Origin of the sequence: Providencia sp. PROV210, from assembly GCF_028479445.1 — a bacterium.
GTDB classification, from domain to species: Bacteria; Pseudomonadota; Gammaproteobacteria; order Enterobacterales; family Enterobacteriaceae; genus Providencia; species Providencia rustigianii.
In genome coordinates this window covers 1-16587 of sequence record NZ_JAMPNQ010000003.1, presented here as the reverse complement: position 1 = coordinate 16587, position 16587 = coordinate 1, and the positions used below count along the sequence as shown (strand labels likewise).

16 protein-coding genes and 1 other RNA gene are annotated in these 16587 nt (G+C 40.6%); 11 read left to right on the top strand and 6 right to left on the bottom strand.

Features of this window, described 5'->3' with window-relative positions:
• Nucleotides 1–365 precede the first annotated feature (365 nt).
• Nucleotides 366–1967 (top strand): L-aspartate oxidase, encoded by a 1602-nt coding sequence (gene nadB / locus PR761_RS00645; RefSeq protein WP_006814802.1) that lies wholly within the window; start codon nt 366–368, stop codon nt 1965–1967.
• A 56-nt stretch (nt 1968–2023) separates the two neighbouring features.
• Here nadB and trmN read toward each other — a convergent pair whose 3' ends face one another.
• Nucleotides 2024–2758: a tRNA(1)(Val) (adenine(37)-N(6))-methyltransferase TrmN gene (gene trmN / locus PR761_RS00640; protein ID WP_006814803.1), complete on the bottom strand. Its 735-nt coding sequence runs from the start codon at nt 2756–2758 to the stop codon at nt 2024–2026.
• 159 nt (nt 2759–2917) lie between these two features.
• Between trmN and PR761_RS00635 the strand changes: the two genes are divergently transcribed.
• From PR761_RS00635 to srmB, 4 genes are all read left to right on the top strand, one after another.
• Nucleotides 2918–3649 carry an IclR family transcriptional regulator gene (locus tag PR761_RS00635; RefSeq protein WP_006814804.1) on the top strand — a complete coding sequence of 244 codons (732 nt, stop codon included), beginning with the start codon at nt 2918–2920 and terminating at the stop codon, nt 3647–3649.
• A 2-nt stretch (nt 3650–3651) separates the two neighbouring features.
• On the top strand, nt 3652–4569 hold the full coding sequence (gene hutG / locus PR761_RS00630) for a formimidoylglutamase (protein ID WP_006814805.1): 918 nt from the start codon (nt 3652–3654) through the stop codon (nt 4567–4569).
• 421 nt (nt 4570–4990) lie between these two features.
• Complete coding sequence (gene gltS, locus PR761_RS00625; RefSeq protein WP_006814806.1) at nt 4991–6196, top strand: sodium/glutamate symporter; 1206 nt, start codon at nt 4991–4993, stop codon at nt 6194–6196.
• 163 nt (nt 6197–6359) lie between these two features.
• A complete protein-coding gene (srmB, locus tag PR761_RS00620) occupies nt 6360–7700 on the top strand; it encodes an ATP-dependent RNA helicase SrmB (RefSeq protein WP_112837098.1) in 1341 nt (446 codons plus the stop codon).
• A 30-nt stretch (nt 7701–7730) separates the two neighbouring features.
• Here the strand turns inward: srmB and PR761_RS00615 are convergent, their stop codons facing one another.
• Together PR761_RS00615 and grcA are read right to left on the bottom strand one after the other, a co-directional pair.
• Complete coding sequence (locus PR761_RS00615; protein WP_154610582.1) at nt 7731–9179, bottom strand: ankyrin repeat domain-containing protein; 1449 nt, start codon at nt 9177–9179, stop codon at nt 7731–7733.
• 160 nt (nt 9180–9339) lie between these two features.
• On the bottom strand, nt 9340–9723 hold the full coding sequence (grcA, locus tag PR761_RS00610; protein ID WP_006814809.1) for an autonomous glycyl radical cofactor GrcA: 384 nt from the start codon (nt 9721–9723) through the stop codon (nt 9340–9342).
• A gap of 329 nt (nt 9724–10052) precedes the next feature.
• On the opposite strand from grcA, the gene ung reads away from it, so the two are divergent.
• On the top strand, nt 10053–10733 hold the full coding sequence (ung, locus tag PR761_RS00605; RefSeq protein WP_039855076.1) for a uracil-DNA glycosylase: 681 nt from the start codon (nt 10053–10055) through the stop codon (nt 10731–10733).
• Nucleotides 10734–10796: 63 nt separating this feature from the next.
• On the opposite strand, the gene grpE is transcribed toward ung, so the two are convergent.
• Nucleotides 10797–11375: a nucleotide exchange factor GrpE gene (gene grpE, locus PR761_RS00600; RefSeq protein ID WP_006814811.1), complete on the bottom strand. Its 579-nt coding sequence runs from the start codon at nt 11373–11375 to the stop codon at nt 10797–10799.
• 101 nt (nt 11376–11476) lie between these two features.
• Between grpE and nadK the strand changes: the two genes are divergently transcribed.
• From nadK to bamE, 3 genes are all read left to right on the top strand, one after another.
• The gene (gene nadK / locus PR761_RS00595; protein ID WP_174217594.1) at nt 11477–12376 is read left to right on the top strand and encodes an NAD(+) kinase; all 900 of its coding nucleotides are present in this window, start codon (nt 11477–11479) and stop codon (nt 12374–12376) included.
• 85 nt (nt 12377–12461) lie between these two features.
• On the top strand, nt 12462–14123 hold the full coding sequence (recN, locus tag PR761_RS00590) for a DNA repair protein RecN (RefSeq protein ID WP_115164506.1): 1662 nt from the start codon (nt 12462–12464) through the stop codon (nt 14121–14123).
• Nucleotides 14124–14235: 112 nt separating this feature from the next.
• Nucleotides 14236–14643 (top strand): outer membrane protein assembly factor BamE, encoded by a 408-nt coding sequence (gene bamE, locus PR761_RS00585; RefSeq protein WP_006814814.1) that lies wholly within the window; start codon nt 14236–14238, stop codon nt 14641–14643.
• 198 nt (nt 14644–14841) lie between these two features.
• Here bamE and PR761_RS00580 read toward each other — a convergent pair whose 3' ends face one another.
• Nucleotides 14842–15135 carry an RnfH family protein gene (locus PR761_RS00580; protein WP_006814815.1) on the bottom strand — a complete coding sequence of 98 codons (294 nt, stop codon included), beginning with the start codon at nt 15133–15135 and terminating at the stop codon, nt 14842–14844.
• Nucleotides 15128–15562, bottom strand: a complete 435-nt coding sequence (locus tag PR761_RS00575; RefSeq protein WP_039855078.1) for a type II toxin-antitoxin system RatA family toxin — start codon at nt 15560–15562, stop codon at nt 15128–15130. Before PR761_RS00575 ends, PR761_RS00580 begins: the two co-directional genes overlap by 8 nt.
• Before the next feature lie 153 nt (nt 15563–15715).
• Between PR761_RS00575 and smpB the strand changes: the two genes are divergently transcribed.
• Entirely contained in the window at nt 15716–16198 is a 483-nt protein-coding gene (gene smpB, locus PR761_RS00570; protein ID WP_006814817.1) for an SsrA-binding protein SmpB, read from the top strand.
• 48 nt (nt 16199–16246) lie between these two features.
• Nucleotides 16247–16587, top strand: a transfer-messenger RNA (tmRNA) gene (ssrA, locus tag PR761_RS00565); the annotation flags it as partial.

Below are 16587 nucleotides of genomic sequence, written 5' to 3'. Positions count from 1 at the left end.
AACTCCCGAACGTAGACTGATAAATGCTTAACTTGATCATTTTCTCCCTTCCTTAAGCAAGCCTTACTTCGAGTAGTAAAAACAGACGAAGTTCAATTTAATACCCAAAAAATCGAAAAAAAATTAAAAAAATGAGATTCTGGTCTTCTTTCGATCCTAGAGATCCTTGTGAGTTATAACTAATAGTATACACAACCGCGTTATCAATGGGATATTCTGCGCGTAAAATCCTCGATGTGATAATACATGCCATCAATACAATTAACAGCGGATGTTAATGTGACCATCGATTAATACGTAGTCACAGGGGATTCGATAGGCTAACATAAAATCCTCAATAGATACTACATAACACGCAAACACTTATGAACGCATCCACACAGCATTACACTGATATTCTCATCATTGGGAGTGGTGTTGCCGGGTTATCCGCCGCTTTACGGCTCGCCCCTTTTCATCAAGTTACCATTCTCAGTAAAAGCAACCTCACAGAAGGTGCATCCTATTATGCTCAAGGCGGAATAGCCGCAGTTTTCGATGATACCGACAGCATCGAGTCTCATGTTGATGACACGCTAATTGCTGGTGCCGGTATTTGTGAAAAACAGTCCGTCGAATTTATTGCCTCGAACGCCAAACATTGTGTCCAATGGCTGATTGATCAAGGCGTCCTGTTCGACACCGAAGTGACTGAGACAGGGGAAACTCAGTATCACCTAACTCGAGAAGGAGGGCATAGCCACCGTCGTATTTTGCATCATGCTGATGCAACGGGTAAAGAAGTTGAAACCACTCTCGTTGACCTTGCATTTTCCCATCCTAACATCCACATCAAAGAACGTTATAATGCCGTTGACTTGATCCTTGAAGATAAAAATCAATCCTCAGGTCATTCCCGAATTGTTGGCGCATATGTCTGGAATCGACAAAAAGAGCAAGTTGAAACGATCCGAGCCAAAACAATTGTCTTAGCCACTGGTGGTGCAGCAAAAGTTTACCAATATACTACTAACCCAGATATTTCATCTGGTGATGGCATTGCGATGGCATGGCGAGCAGGTTGCCGAGTTGCAAATTTAGAATTTAACCAATTCCATCCCACCTGTTTATTTCATCCTCAAGCTCGCAATTTTTTACTGACTGAGGCTTTACGTGGTGAAGGCGCCTATCTTAAGCGCCCTGATGGTAGCCGATTTATGCCGGACTATGATGAACGTGGTGAATTAGCACCACGGGATATAGTCGCTAGGGCGATTGACCACGAAATGAAGCGCCTTGGCGCTGACTGTATGTATTTAGATATTAGCCATAAATCGCCAGAATTTATTAAACATCATTTTCCAACCATATATGCCAAATTAATCACCCTTGGTTTAGACCTCACCAAAGATCCCATTCCAATCGTCCCTGCTGCCCACTATACCTGCGGTGGCGTTATGGTTGATCAAACTGGTATGACCGATATTCCTAACTTATACGCTATTGGCGAAGTCAGTTATACCGGATTACATGGGGCAAACCGCATGGCGTCGAACTCTCTACTCGAATGCTTAGTTTATGGTTGGGCCGCTGCGGAAAATATCATTCAAACGATCGATAAGATCCCCGATGTTCCACAACTTGATGATTGGGATGAAAGCCGAGTCCATAACTCCGATGAACAAGTTGTCATTCAGCATAACTGGCATGAATTAAGATTATTTATGTGGGATTACATGGGGATAGTTAGAAGCACTAAACGATTGGAACGTGCTTTGCGCCGAATTCATTTATTACAGCAGGAAATACATGATTATTATGCTAATTTTCGTATCTCCAACAATTTATTAGAACTAAGGAATCTGGTACAAGTTGCCGAGTTAATGGTACGTTGCGCCCTAGAGCGTAAAGAGAGTCGTGGCTTACATTACACTTTAGATTACCCTGAACAACTGGAAAAATCAGGGCCCACAATTCTAACTCGATGAAACGAAAATAATAATTAATTTACCTATCTGTAAATATTTATATTGCAGGTAGGTAATTAATATTTCAGATAAAATGGTTTAATCAACGCTTTAAATTCATCGGTATATTGCTCATCTTGCTGTTTCAACGTCAAGGATGAAACCTCTGCCGTGCACGGCTCCAACCGTAATCCTAATAGCATGCGATGGTATGGGGTATTTTGTTTATCACGCACATTCATGCGCAACGCACTAAACCATCCATTCTCAACCGCCATTCCTTCTACTTTTTCACCGACTTCATAGGGTAAAACTAAACAAAAAATACCTTGTGGCAGTAAACAACGGCGAGCACATTCCAACAAAATTGGGTGGTTTAATGTACTGGTATAACGAGCTTGATCACGCTTTTCATCACGACAGGATATTGCTGGCTCGAAATAAGGTGGATTACTGACGATAACATCGTATTGCTTCGTGGTTTGCTCACTAAAACTAATAATATCTTGATTAACAATTTGTAAGCGTTCAGCCCATGGGGATTCATCAAAATTTTGTTGTGCTTGTGCCGCTGCATCACTATCAAGTTCCACTGCATCGATGTTGAGATGAGCATTTCGCTGCGCCAACATTAACGCAATCAAACCGCTGCCACTGCCAATATCTAACGCTCTTTGTACCCCATTAATTGGAGCCCATGCACCTAGTAAGACACCATCAGTACCCACTTTCATTGCACAACGGTCATGACCCACAAAGAATTGTTTAAAGGTAAAACCCCCTTTACGGTACTTCGGCTTTTGATTGCTCATGCTGTCACTCTGATTTGATTGTTATTTGTACTCAAATTCTCAATTTAGGCTCACAAATCGATAAATTTAATCTATTTGCAACAATTAGATTCTCATATTATGAGAATATCATTTGTTAGCTAAAAATTTTACTGCTAAGTTCGAAAAAAAGGAGATGCCATGAACAGCATAAATAGAACCCTAGATATCTTATCTTTCATCACTACCAGTGCATCTCCAGTCACACCCCAAGCAATCTCTAATGGGCTCAATATTCCTTTATCAACCGTTTATCGCTTATTAACAATTCTCATCAATTGGGAATTTGTCTCTTACTCTAAACAATATGGGACTTACACGGTTGGTGCGCAGAGTATCAAAACTCAAGAAAAATACTATCACCATAGTTTGCTGATGACGTCATCAAAATCAGAGTTACAAGCTCTCGCGAAAAAGACCCAAGAAACCGCCGCCATCATTACCGCTAATCTTCGTGAAACTATCTGTGTGGATAAGATTGATAGTGAACAAGCGGTTCGTTGCTCGTTCATTGTTGGACACGGTAACACAGTGATCCGTGGTGCAAGCGCTAAAACGTTATTAGCTTTTCGTGATGAGCAATATCAAGAATTAGTGTTTGAAACTCATGGGAAACAGTTACAGCAAGATAATTATTTGCAGACATTAAAGAAGGATTTAGTCCAGATCCGCCAGCAAGGTTATGGCATCTCAGTAAGCGAAATAGATGCTGGTGTTTTCGGTGCCTCCGCTCCTATTTTCAAAGGTAACGATATTTTAGCTGTGGTTTCCGTCATGGCTCCTGAATTTCGTTCAATTCATCGCGTCGATGAGCTTATCAAAGCAACGTGTCAAACCGCTCAAAACATAACAAAACTAATTAATTTGGAGTAATTATGTCGCAACCTTTTGTATGGCAAGGTCGTACTGATGGCGAAACCGCAGAGCATCTTAGAATCCATCAGGTTATCAATCAATTCTCACCTGCAAAGTTCGCACTGCTCGGTTTTGCTTCAGATGAAGGAGTAAGACGTAACAAGGGGCGTGAAGGTGCGAAAGCAGGCCCTGATGAAATTCGCCGCCAGTTGGCTGGGTTACCGATTCATCAACCTCTAGCTATCCGTGATGCAGGCACTGTGAGCTGCGATGATGGGGATTTAGAAAGTGCTCAGCGCAAATTATCTGATGAAATTATTAAGATCTTAGAACAGAAACAACAGCCAATTATTCTTGGTGGAGGGCATGAAGTCGGTTATGCCAGTTTTCAAGGAGTTTTTGATTTCGTTCAGAAATATTCTCCAGAAAAAACGATCGGAATTATCAACTTTGATGCTCACTTCGATTTACGAGAAGCATCCGAAGCGACCTCGGGCACACCATTTTTACAAGCTTCACAACTGTGTAAACAGTATCAACGCCCGTTTAATTATCTCTGTTTGGGTATTGCTGATCACGGTAACACTAAAGTGTTATTCAACACGGCAGATCGTCTTGGTTGCCAATATATTCGCGATAAAGCGCTAACATCAAGTCAGTTGCCCAAAGCCATTGAGCAGCTCCGGCTGTTTATTGATTCTGTCGATTATCTCTATATCACCGTGGATTTGGATGTATTTTCTGCCGGTATTGCACCGGGAGTCAGTGCCCCAGCAGCACGAGGAATTTCCACTGAAACGTTTGATGAATTATTTAACGTTATCAAGGCGAGTGGCAAGATTGCGCTGTTTGACATCGCTGAATGTAATCCTGCATTTGATATTGATAACCACACATCAAAACTTGCAGCCTATTTGATTTACCAATATTTATTCTAAAAACAACAAACACAATAAAACGACTGATAAACAACTTTACCTTGTCTTTCAATATATAAATAAAAGCTTAGTCAACTAAGCAACTATATAAAAATAAAAGTATTTAAATTTTAAATGCTTGGATTTTTGGGTTACAGATTGATGGAATTTCGAGTGACAGCTAAGCGGTAAACGAAGGTATCCCTATAGGGTACCTGAGAGAAACCAACAACGCTGTAACTTGAAATAGCCAACAACGCTGTAATTTGAAGAACAACTGTATATATCTCTAAAAAGATATTTATACCCTTGGATTTCGAGTTACAGCTAGGCGGTAAACGAAGGTATCCCTAGGAGCATACATAAGTATGTGACTAGGGTACCTGAGAGAAACCAACAACGCTGTAACTTGAAAGACAAGGTATAAAACAAGGGGATACCAATGACGTTCCAAATCGACACACTCACCACACTCTTCCTGACAGTGCTCTGCCTGCTCATGGGTGTACACCTCAAAAAACGGATTGAATGGCTGCAACGTTTTTGTATTCCTTCACCTGTCATTGGCGGTTTTTTAGTTAGTTTACTTATCTGGGGATTAAAATCTTTCGATCTGGCTGAAATCACTTTTGATACCAGCCTGCAAACATTTCTGATGGTCGCATTCTTTACCACTGTCGGTATCGATGGCAGTTTCCGCATTTTAAAAAGCGGTGGTCGTTTGTTAATCACTTACTTACTGATTTGTTGGACTCTCGTTATTTTCCAAGATACTTTCGGCGCAGGTCTGGCTCATCTGCTGGGCATTGATCCGGTTATTGGGATCATGGCTGGCGGTGTTTCTCTCACTGGTGGACACGGTGGCGCGGCAGCATTTGGCAGTATGGCTGAAGGCCTTGGCGTACAATCTGCAACTGTTGCGGCTATCGCTGCTGCAACATTTGGTTTAATTTCAGGTAGTTTATTAGGTGGTCCCATCGCGAGCTACCTAATTAAAAAGCACAAAGTAACGATTCAAAGCGAAGAAAATATTGAAAGTGTAAAAGTTGAAGAGAAGCTAGCAGGCAAAATCGACTCAATCGACGCACATGCTTTCTTAAAAATGTTAGCACTAATTTTAGGTGTGATGGTCATTGGTCAATTTGCTTCAGCACAATTCACGAAAGCAACAGGATTCTCTTTGCCAAGCTATGTGGGTGCGATGATTATCGCGATCATTGTACGAAACATTAATGACCAAGTTGAAATTGTTCGAATTAACCAGAAATCCATCAATTTAATTTCCGACGTTTCATTAGGCCTATTTTTAACTATGGCGATGATGTCCTTAAAAATTTGGGAATTGAAAGTTATCGCACTACCATTATTTATCATCTTACTGGCACAAACTGTTGCTATCATCCTGTTTATTGTCTTCGTGGTCTTCCGACTATTAGGTAAAAACTACGATGCGGCGGTAATGTGTTCAGGCATGATGGGACATGGGCTAGGCGCGACACCAAACGCCATGGCAAACATGTCATCGGTTTGCGAGCGTTACAAACACGTCTCCATGAAAGCCTTCATGATTGTTCCATTAAGTGGTGCAGTACTTATCGACCTCGTGGGGATCCCTTACCACACTTGGTTAATTAACATGCTCAGCTAATCAAGCAATAAACTTGCCTATTACGGGGCCAAACTCGTCGTAGGCAAGTCCTTCCCCATATACCCTCCGCCATTAAAAACAGGTAAACTCTACGAAAACTGATTTTTGTGGTGAACAATTTTGCTAACCTGTTTATAATCAGCGCCCCAAACAGAGGTATATCATGACTGCATCCACATTTTCTGAACTTGAACTTGATGAAAGCCTAATCACAGCGCTAACCAATAAAGGTTACGAGCGCCCAACGGCTATCCAAGAAGCCGCGATCCCGCCAGCAATGGATGGGCGCGACGTGTTAGGTTCAGCCCCTACCGGAACAGGTAAAACAGCGGCATTCTTATTGCCAGCAATTCAGCATTTACTTGATTTTCCGAGAAAAAAATCAGGGCCACCTCGTGTTCTGATCGTGACGCCAACTCGCGAATTAGCCATGCAAGTTGCTGATCAAGCAAAAGAGTTTTGCGCACATAATCATTTAGACGTCGCCACAATTACAGGCGGAGTCGCGTATATGAACCACGCAGAAGTGTTCAGCGAAAACCAAGATATTGTCGTCGCAACTACCGGTCGCCTACTGCAATATATTAAAGAAGAAAACTTTGACTGCCGCGCTGTAGAAATTTTGATCCTTGATGAAGCTGACCGCATGTTAGACATGGGTTTTGCTCACGATATCGAAACTATTGCGGCAGAAACCCGCTGGCGCAAACAAACCATGTTGTTCTCGGCAACCCTTGAAGGGGATGCTATCCGTGATTTCGCCGAGCGCTTATTGGAAGATCCTGTTGAGATTAGTGCAGACCCATCACGTCGTGAACGCAAAAAAATCCAACAGTTTTATTACCGTGCGGACAACCTAGAACACAAAACAGCCTTACTGTGCCATTTACTCAAACAAAAAGATGTTACTAAATCTATCGTATTTGTTCGTAAACGTGAGCGTGTACGTGAGGTCGTTCAGTGGCTACGAACAGCTGGGATTGAGCCTTGCTACATCGAAGGGGAAATGGTACAGGCTAAACGTAATGAAGCGGTACGTCGTATGGTTACCGGGCAAGTTAACGTGCTAGTTGCTACCGATGTAGCTTCCCGCGGCTTAGACATTGAAAACGTAAGCCACGTATTTAACTTTGACCTACCACGTACGGCAGATGTTTATTTACACCGTATTGGTCGTACAGGACGTGCGGGACGTAAAGGTACTGCACTTTCACTTGTGGAAGCTCACGATTTCCCACTGTTTGGCAAAATCACCCGATACATTGAAGATCCTATCAAGATTCGAGTGGTGGATTCTTTACGACCAACAACAAAAGCACCTTCAGATGCGATGCTGACGAAACCAAAACCGTCGAAGAAAGTGCTGGCTAAACGTAAAGAAAAGAAAAAAGAAGAACAAAGTAAAAAGAAAATTAAAGTACGTGAGCGCGATAAGAAAAATATCGGTAAGCGCCGTACATCTGCTACCCCGCCGACTCCAGAGAATAGCGGAAAAACAGAGTAATTTAAGAAAAACGGGCTTCGGTCCGTTTTTTTAACTCATCATTTGATAGATTTTCCCCCTCGAGGCTCTCCCCTCATCCGTTAATGATGTCTCTTTAATCATGTGATGACTTAAAATATCTCGGCAATTGTCACCTTGATTATTTTTCATCCTCCAATCAGCCCCTTTTGATAATAATAATTCAGCGACTTCAAGTGCATGACTATTTAACGCATCATGTAGCGGTGTATTACCTAAGCTATCTTTTACATTTACCATTATCCCGCTATGTAGCAAAATTTCTGACTGTGCAACTTGTCCACTCTGCGCAGCAATATGTAAAATACTTTTTTGCTGTGCTAATTTCATATTTTGAATTCCCTTCCCATATGAAGATTTAAGTAATACCTTAATAAACTGGCTATTCACCGAGCGAACTGATTGCATTGCCAAACTATCAATATTACATTGCTTATTACTCATCGACAGCAGTGTAGAAAATTCATTTATATTTCCCTGTTTAATTGCGTTTTTACAACTCTCCTGCCAGTTTATAATTTTCTGCTCTTCAATAGTTGGAAACTCTGTAAGCATAATATCTACCTGCTTATCGAATTCCCCAGTAATGGCATTCCAGTTATTCCATGGTTTATACTTGCACATCATCCTAGTTATTTTCACCATCGTATGTGCAATAAAACTTCGGGTTAAGAGACGATGAGGGAGCCAGTCTTTCCAAGAGCTTTGTTCGCTATAGGCCATTTTAATACGATTTCCCAACGCAGGAGGGATTGGTAGCGTGTTTTGAAGAGCATCAAGCCAATCATATTGGACAGTATAAAAGCGCATTAATCCATTATCTGCCATCTTCTTAGCTAAGTGATAATCCATACCAATTTTTTGTACCGTACTTTGCGCTAGCCCTGCAGGACTAAATGAGATACAAGGGGACTGGCTAGCTAGCCCTGCAATGGATGCGAGCCCACCACCAAGAGAATGTCCAGTACAAATAATATTACCCTGAACAGCTTTATATAGAATATTTGTTAATCCAACAGCTTGAAAATATTGAGGTTCATAGTATCCCAATCCTTGTCTGATATTGGCATAAAAATCGACTATATCGTTAGTCCCAGCAAAACATAGAATATATAAATTATTAAAACGGCAAATATTTGCTTGAAATCCAGTAAAATTATCACTTAGTAGTTCAGCCGTTATTCCCAACTGATTAATTTGTTCTGTATTTAGTTTTTCTATTCCATGAATTTCTTGCCAACGGCTGTAATATGCGCCTCGTGACAGTAGCGCTAAAAGATAATCCTTATTTTGTGCATCGCTTCCTAAAAAATCCTCCTTAGTGATATTTGGTGACCATTTATCACCAACACTACAAAATGTTTCGGTAAATGGGTTTTGTATGTACAGATTTAAACCTTCTTGAATTAAAGAAAGTTCATCTTTTTTAATTATCGTCTGTAAGGTTGTACTCAAAGGCATAGACTCTCCCTAACAAATACGTTATTCAGGAAGAGTATTGAAATATAAATCGCGAACAGGGGAAATAATCGACTTTATTAGAAGGGAATAAAAAAGCCATTGATAACAATGGCTTTTAGAATTTGTTAAGCTCAGAGATCTATTGACCCCTTAATGTTTATTACAAACTTTCTGTGAAAGTACGAGTAATAACATCGCGTTGTTGTTCTGGCGTTAATGAGTTAAAACGCACTGCGTAACCAGAAACACGGATAGTTAACTGTGGATATTTCTCTGGATTTTTTACTGCATCTTCCAATGTTTCACGGCTTAATACGTTAACATTTAAGTGCTGACCACCTTCTACACGAACGGTTGGTTTCATTTCCAGAGGAACTTCACGGAACTCAAAAGCACCTAATTCATCTTTAGCAACTACTTGACCTTCGTTATAATCTGCTTTTGCACACACACAACGCGCTTCGTTTGTCTCATCATCCAGTAACCAGAATGAGTTCAGCAGTGCTGCATTATCAGTTTTAGTAATTTGAATACCAGTAATCATGTCGACCTCCACGTTCGAATCAGATTTTGATCAATCTTCGCTAACCATCTTTAATAGCTTTTGATTGGATAATTGGTCTAACCAACCTATTTATCTAATATATACCAGCTAGACACCCTGCTTTCTTTGATATTTATCAAATATTTTGTGTGGCGATCAATTTGGGGTTCGCATGTTTCTGATTTAAATCAAAAATCATATTTGCATTCTTTTAATTATTTTTTGTAAATTTTCAAAATAATTTGAAGACATTAGCAATGAACAATACTTTATCTCTGACCAAGGAAACAGTAAGCTACCTTTATACATAGATAGCAATGGAATATTTCATGTCAAATACGGTAACTTGGCACGATGTGATTGGCTCAGAAAAGTCACAAACCTATTTTCAAGATACGCTGGCTTTCGTTGCCTCAGAACGCCAAAATGGAAAAATTATTTATCCACCACAAGAAGACGTCTTTAACGCTTTTCGTTATACAGAGCTGGCCGATGTCAAAGTCGTGATCCTAGGACAAGATCCTTACCATGGCCCGGGACAAGCCCACGGTTTATCCTTTTCCGTGCTTCCTGGCATCAAGGCACCGCCATCTTTAGTCAATATGTATAAAGAGCTAGAACAAGATATCCCCGGCTTTGTGCGGCCTAATCATGGGTATTTACTGAGTTGGGCGCGGCAAGGGGTGTTACTTCTCAATACGGTATTAACCGTTGAGCAGGGAAATGCGCATTCACATGCCCACTTGGGTTGGGAAACGTTTACAGATAAAGTAATCGAAGCAATCAATGAGCATACTGAAGGCGTTGTTTTTCTTTTATGGGGAGCGCATGCCCAAAAGAAAGGACGAATTATTGATACTAAACGCCATCATGTATTGAAAGCGCCTCATCCATCACCACTTTCAGCTCATCGAGGTTTTCTTGGATGCGGACATTTTTCAAAAACCAATCAATTGTTAGAACAACAAGGTCTTACACCTATCAATTGGAATCCTGTCATTGACGAATAACATGAATTGATAGAAACAAAAATGGGATGCTAAGCATCCCATTTTATTTTAAATATCCTAAACTTACTTAGAAACAATAACCATCGCTGGTCGCAGTAAGCGGTTATTCAATGTATAACCTTTTTGCATCACATTGATCACTTGCCCAGCTTGGTGATCAGGGGATTCGATCATGGTCATTGCTTGGTGGACTTCAGGATTAAATGGTACGTTAGCAGCATCAACGACTTCGATACCGAATTTTCCGACAGCATCCAAGAACATTTTGAGCGTCAGATTCAAGCCTTCTAGCATCGCTTTTGATTCTTCGTTTTCGTGGTCAGCAGCATCAATAGCACGCTCTAAGTTATCTATAATAGGCAATAACTCATTTGAGAATTTCTCAAGAGCAAATTTGTGTGCTTTTTCGATGTCTTGCTCAGTACGACGACGAACATTTTCAATTTCTGCGTGAGCACGTAACATTGCTTCTCGCTCAGTTTTTTGGGAAGCTTCAAGTTGCTGTTCAAGCTCAGCAATGCGCGCGGCTAACGCTTGTTCTTCAGCTTGTTGAGTATCGACTTCTTGTTCTGCTTCAACTTTTTGAGTTTCAGTTTGCTCAGAAGTTTGCTCATCATGCACATTTTGTTCTTTACTACTCATGAATATCTCCGCGTATTTAGCAATAATTCGATATATGAGAGTATTATGGGGATCTAATACAGGGATTCAAGGGAAGCCATACAATGAGAGGCCAAAAAAGTATGCAAACGGATAAGACAACACCACAATCACCATTTAAAACTATCGGTATTGTTGGGCACCCTAGGCATCCTGAAGCACTGGCAACCCATGAACTTATCTATCATTGGCTAATTTCGAAAAATTACCATGCGATTATTGATAAACAAGTTGCCAAAGATTTGAAATTGGCAAATGCCAATGCCGGTACATTGACTGAAATTGGTCAACAAGCCGATCTGGTCATTGTTGTTGGTGGTGACGGCAATATGCTTGGAGCGGCACGCATTTTATCTCGTTATAACAATAAAGTCATCGGTGTTAACCGTGGTAATTTAGGATTCTTAACTGACCTCGATCCCGATAATGCTCTGCAACAACTCTCCCGAGTTTTGGATGGTGAGTATCATGAAGAACAGCGTTTTTTATTAGAAGCGCAAGTGATCAAACCAAATCAAAAATCACGTAAAAGTAGTGCTATCAACGAGATAGTACTTCACCCAGGCAAAGTTGCACACATGATTGAGTTTGAAGTCTATATTGATGATAAATTTGCTTTTTCTCAGCGTTCTGATGGATTAATTATTGCCACCCCAACGGGTTCTACAGCCTATTCATTATCTGCCGGCGGGCCTATTTTGACACCCAATCTCGACGCCATTGTATTGGTGCCAATGTTTCCTCATACATTGTCATCTCGTCCCCTCGTGATCAGCAGTGACAGCAGCATTCGCTTGAAATTTTTGCGTACCAACATTGACTATGAAGTGAGCTGTGATAGCCAAATTATGCTACCTATACAGGATGGCGAAGAAGTCATCATCAAACGTAGTTCAAAGAGCTTAAACTTAATACACCCAAAAGATTACAATTATTTCAATACGTTAAGCTCAAAGTTAGGTTGGTCCAAAAAAACTTTTTAATTTTTTCACTCTGCCTCTTTACTGTATAAAAAAACAGGTTAAACTGTATGAAAACACAGTTGTGTATTTTCACAGGAGAGCGCAGATGCTAACCCAATTAACCATCAATAATTTTGCTATCGTTCGTGAGTTAGAAATTGATTTTCGTAGCGGTATGACCACAATTACAGGTGAAACTGGTGCAGGTAAATCCATCGCTATCGACGCTCTAGGGCTATGTTTAGGAAACCGAGGTGAAGCCAATATGGTGCGGCCTGGTTCCCAACGAGCCGATCTGTGTGCTCGCTTTTCTCTTGCTGATGCACAAATGGCAGCAAATTGGCTGGTAGAGCATCAGTTAGATAATCACAATGAATGTCTATTACGCCGAACTATCGCGGTAGATGGCCGTTCCCGAGGCTTTATTAATGGTGTTTCTGTTCCCTTATCTCAATTAAGGGAACTTGGCGCCCTGCTTATTCAAATTCATGGCCAACATGCACACCAATTATTGCTAGATAATGGTCATCAACAATCGTTGCTTGATGCCTATGCTAATCAGCAAGAATTATTGTCACAAATGAAGCATACATGGCAAAAATGGCACGAGTCGTGCCAACAACTCGCTGTATTTCAAAAACAGATGCAAACGCGAGAATCTCGCAAACAATTACTTGATTATCATCTGAAAGAACTAACTGAATTTTTGCCCGTCCAAGGTGAATTTGAAGAGATTGATCAAGAATACAAGCAACTCGCTAATCATGGTCAATTTTTGACTATCGGACAAACTACCGCCCAAATTTTAACTGAAAGCGACGACGCTAATGTAATCAGCTTATTAAATATGGCAAAAAGTGAGCTAGCAGACTTAGTCTCTCTTAATCCTAAATTCTCTGGTTTGCTCGATATGTTGGAAGAAGCCACAATTCAAGTCAGTGAAGTCAGCGATGAAATCAAACATTATTGTGACCAATATGAACTCGACCCAAATCGTCTATTTGAGCTTGAGCAACGTATTTCTAAACAAATTAGTCTTGCGCGTAAACATCATGTAACTCCCGAAGCCTTACCTGAGCTTTTTCAACAGCTAGTGGAAGAGCAAGAACAAATTGCCAATCAAGATGAAGATTGTGAAGTCTTAAATGCTCAAGTCGTTGCAGCCCACCAAGAAGCTTTAGCTTGTGCTGAGCGCTTACATCATGTGCGCTTACACTACGCACAAGAATTAAGCCAATTAATCACGGATAGCATGCATCAATTATCGATGCCGCATGGCCTATTTACTATTGATGTAAAATTCGTGCCGGAACATTTGCAAATTGATGGGGCTTGCAAAGTGGAATTCAATGTCACAACGAACCCTGGACAACCTCATCAAGCCCTGGCTAAAGTTGCTTCTGGTGGTGAGTTATCCCGTATTGCTTTAGCAATTCAAGTAATTACAGCGAAAAAAATGGATACTCCTGCCCTAATTTTTGATGAAGTAGATGTTGGTATCAGTGGTCCAACAGCCGCGATTGTCGGCAAAATGTTACGCGAACTGGGGGAATCAACCCAAGTAATGTGTGTTACTCACTTACCGCAAGTTGCTGGCTGTGGTCATCATCATTTTTATGTCAGCAAAGAAACGAACGGTGTAGAAACGGAAACGCATATGCAACTGCTAGATAAAAAATCAAGATTACAAGAACTTGCGAGATTATTGGCAGGTTCATCTGTAACAAAAAATACACTAGCGAATGCAAAAGAGTTGCTTGCAGCATAAATTTTGACAACTTTTTTTCTCTCCTGTTGTCTTAGAGTCGATATGGAAGGTTTTAAATTGTATCAATGTCGATTATCATTGATGTTCTGACTCCAAAAGGAATGAGATATCCATGCGTTATAAATTGTTAACTGCTGCTGCACTATCATTTGCATTAATGTCTACAGGCTGTTCAATGATGGAACGTCTTGTTTACCATCCGGACATTAATCAAGGTAACTACTTGACTGCAAAAGATGTTGCTAAGATCAAAAAAGGAATGACACAGCAACAGGTCGCTTATACTTTGGGCACCCCAATGATGACTGACCCGTTTGGTTCTCAGACTTGGTTTTATGTTTTCCGCCAAGAGCTTGGTCATGACCCTGTAAAACAAGAAACTTTAACGCTAACTTTTGATCGCACAGGTATTCTGACTGATATCAAAAATGAAAAGAATCTTGAAGCGCAGCAAGCAATGGAAGCTAATGAAATAAAAGCATCCGAAGCTAAAACTTCAGAAACTAAAGCAGCGGAATAACGCACTAATAAAGCTCAATGCTTTTGCTAGCGCGCGGTAACTACCTGTGAAACCAAGATTAATTTATGTCTTTCAAACTACAGGTAGTTGCTAAATCTGCAAATTAGTATTTAGAAAATGCTTCAAACTCATTTTAAAATATATAAAAAAACCGAGTTTCCACTCGGCTTCATTATCAATAATGATTACACTAATCTATTATTTATTATTCTCTTTAGATTTCTCAGCACGCTTACGACGTAACTCTTTCGGATCAGCAATCAGTGGTCGATAAATTTCAATACGATCCCCTTCCTGAACCTTATCCCCTAATTTAGCTGGTCGGCTATAAATACCAACTTTATTCTTTTTTAAATCAATATCAGATCGTAATGCCAAAATACCTGACGCAATAATTGCATCTTCAATAGTTGTATCTTCAGGCACAGCCACTGATAGCAAGAACTGCTTTTCAGGCAATGCATAAGTGACTTCAATGTTGATATCAGACACGGTAAACAACCTTAGCTCTTGATGTAAATGCTTGAACCATATTGTTCGCAAGATCTTTAAAAATCTTACCAAATGCAAGCTCAATTAATTTATTGGAAAACTCAAAATCAAGATGAAATTCAATTTTACAGGCGTCATCACTAAGAGGAATAAACTGCCATCCCCCTGTTAGCTTACTAAAAGGCCCTTCAACCAATTGCATATGGATTCGTTTATTATCTTCCAATGCATTTTTAGTAATAAAGGTTTTGCTGATCCCTGCTTTGGAAACTTCAACCGACGCTGTCATCTCATCAGGGCTATGGCTAATAATTCGACTTCCAACACACCCTGGTAAAAAACTTGGGTATGAAATAACATCATTAACCAATTTATACATTTGTTCCGCGCTAAAAGGGACTAACGCAGAGCGACTAATCTGTGGCATATCAATTCCTATCCCCAAAAACTGCGCATATAATAGCACCATTGACGGGTTACACAAAAAACAAAACCTGTGCAGGGCAAGAAATGCACAATTAGAAAAATATCGGCGTTGAAAGATTTATTTCAACTCATCTTAACGTATAATGATTGAACTATGACAAAGAAAAAACCATATAAACCCGGTTCAGCAACAATTGCTATGAACAAACGTGCTCGCCACGAATATTCTATCGAAGAGGAGTTCGAGGCGGGTTTATCCCTACAAGGTTGGGAAGTTAAATCATTACGTGCAGGCAAAGCCAATATTGGTGATAGTTATGTTTTACTGCGTGATGGTGAGGCCTATCTGTTTGGTGCAAACTTTACACCACTAACTGTCGCATCATCCCATGTTGTCTGCGACCCAACCCGTAGCCGTAAACTACTTCTTAATCAACGTGAATTAGATACTCTTTATGGCAAAGTTAACCGTGAAGGGTACACAGTTATCGCGCTTTCTTTATATTGGAAAAATGCGTGGTGCAAAGTCAAAATTGGCGTTGCCAAAGGTAAAAAAGCCCACGATAAGCGCTCTGATATCAAAGATAGAGAGTGGCAGTTAGATAAAGCGCGTATAATGAAACATTCTAATCGCTAAGTTCTAGCTTTATAGAGTTATTTTCTGTTATACTGCGTTCAACAACTTGGGGCTGATTCTGGATTCGACGGGATTTGCGAAACCCAAGGTGCATGCCGAGGGGCGGTTGGCCTCGTAAAAAGCCGCAAAAAAATAGTCGCAAACGACGAAAACTACGCACTAGCAGCTTAATAACCTGCTTAGAGCCCTCTCTCCCTAGCCTCCGCTCTTAGGACGGGGATCAAGAGAGGTCAAACCCAAAAGAGATCGCGTGAATACCTTGCCTGGGGTTGAAGCGTTAAACTTAATCAGGATAGTTTGTTGATGGCGTGTCTGTCCGCAGTTGGCAAATGAATTTAAAGACTAGACTAAGCATGTAGTACCGAGGATGTAGAAATTTCGGACGCGGG